The organism is Mesorhizobium sp. M7A.F.Ca.CA.002.15.2.1, assembly GCF_003998715.1.
Classification (GTDB): Bacteria; Pseudomonadota; Alphaproteobacteria; order Rhizobiales; family Rhizobiaceae; genus Mesorhizobium; species Mesorhizobium ciceri.
This window is the reverse complement of record NZ_RZPI01000919.1, coordinates 1-1,699: the sequence shown is the minus strand read 5'-3', so window position 1 is coordinate 1,699 and position 1,699 is coordinate 1. Positions and strand designations below refer to the sequence as shown.

Annotated in this window: 1 protein-coding gene; it reads right to left on the bottom strand. The window is 62.4% G+C overall.

The features are described 5' to 3' along the window. Positions 1–1,699 (bottom strand): PAS domain S-box protein (locus tag ENZ74_RS31110; RefSeq protein ID WP_127313272.1); only part of this gene is annotated, 1,699 nt, incomplete at both ends.

The following is a 1,699-nucleotide window of genomic DNA, read 5'->3' as shown; positions in this document are numbered from 1 at the left end:
CTTGCCTTCGGCGCTTTCGACCCCGATGTCGCCGCCCATCAGCTCGACGAGCCGCGAGGTGATGGCGAGGCCGAGGCCGGTCCCCTCGTGCCGCCGCGTCGATGAAGTGTCGACCTGGCTGAATTTCTCGAAGACCAGTTTCAGTTTTTCCTCGGGGATACCGATGCCCGTATCGGTGACCGAAATGGTGAGCTTCGTTCCGGCTGGAACCCTCTCGCCGGTGACGTCGACCAGCACATGGCCCTCATCGGTGAATTTCACCGCATTGCCGAGCAGGTTGGTGACGATCTGCCTGATGCGGCCGACATCGCCGATGAATAGGCTCTCGAGCCGAGGCTCGACACGTACGATCAGCTCGAGGTCCTTCTCCTTGGCGCGCGTCGACACCAGCGTCGCCACGTCCTCGATCGCCTCGGCCAGATTGAAGGGCGCCGGATCGAGCACCAACTGACCGGCATCGATCTTGGAGAAATCCAGTATGTCGTTGATGATGGTGAGCAGCGCATTGCCCGACTTCACGATGATGTCGGTAAACGTCTTCTGCTTCGGGTCGAGGTCCGATTTGGCCAGCAGTTCGGCCATGCCGAGCACGCCGTTCATCGGCGTGCGTATCTCATGGCTCATATTGGCGAGGAATTCCGACTTGGCGCGGTCGGCGAGCACGGCGCGCTGACGCGCCTCGCGCAGTTCGGCCTCCCGCATCTTCAGCTCGGTGATGTCGGTGGTCGAGCCGATCAGGTAGAGCGAACCGTCGGAGGCGATCATCGCGCCTTTGCGGGCGAATTGATGCCTGACGCTGCCGTCGGCCAGCGTGACCGTCTCTTCGACCTCCTGAGTTTCGCCGGTGCGCAGCACGGCGAGGTCGCCATTGACGAAGGCCTCGCCATCCGGCCCGAAAATCTCGATGTCGGTCTTGCCGATGGCCTCTTCCTTGCTGAAGCCCGTCAGATCGCACCAACCCTTGTTGACATAGAACTGCCTGAGATCGGAGCGCTTGGCGTAGATCGATACCGGCACATTGTCGATCAGGCTGCGGAACACCTCGTTCTCGCGCATGCTTTCTTCCAGCGCACGCTCGCGTGCCTTGACGTCGGTGATGTCGGTGCTCGAACCGACCAGATGCACCGACCCGTCCAGCGCCACCAGGCGGCTCTTGCGGGTCATCAACTGCCGAACCGTGCCGTCGCGATGGGTGACGGGTTCCTCGACCTCCTTGACGACGCCCGTCACGGCGACTTGCGTGTCGTCATGGCTGTAGCCATCCGCGTCCTGCGCGCCGAACAACTGCCGGTCGGTGCGGCCGATGACATCCTCCTTGGCCAAGCCGGTGATCGCGCACCAGGCCTTGTTGACGAATTCGATGCTCAGGTCCTGCGCCTTGATGAAGGCGGCCACCGGCAACTCGTCCATCACATGCCGGAACAGGTCGATCTGGCGCATGGAATCGCGCAATGCCGCCTCGCGGCTCTTGATCTCGGAGATGTCGACGCGAACGCCGATGAAGGTGCCGTCGTCGGTCCGCATGTCGTAGACCTGATACCAGCGGCCATCGGGATTGTGACGCTCGTAGGAGGAACTGGGCAAGCGGTAGCGGGCGAGGATCGCGTCCAGCCAGCGGTCATGATCGCTGTCGTAGAGCTGGTCGATTTGCGGATCGCCGCTGCTGCGGAAATAGCCGTTCGCATGACCCAGCACGAGT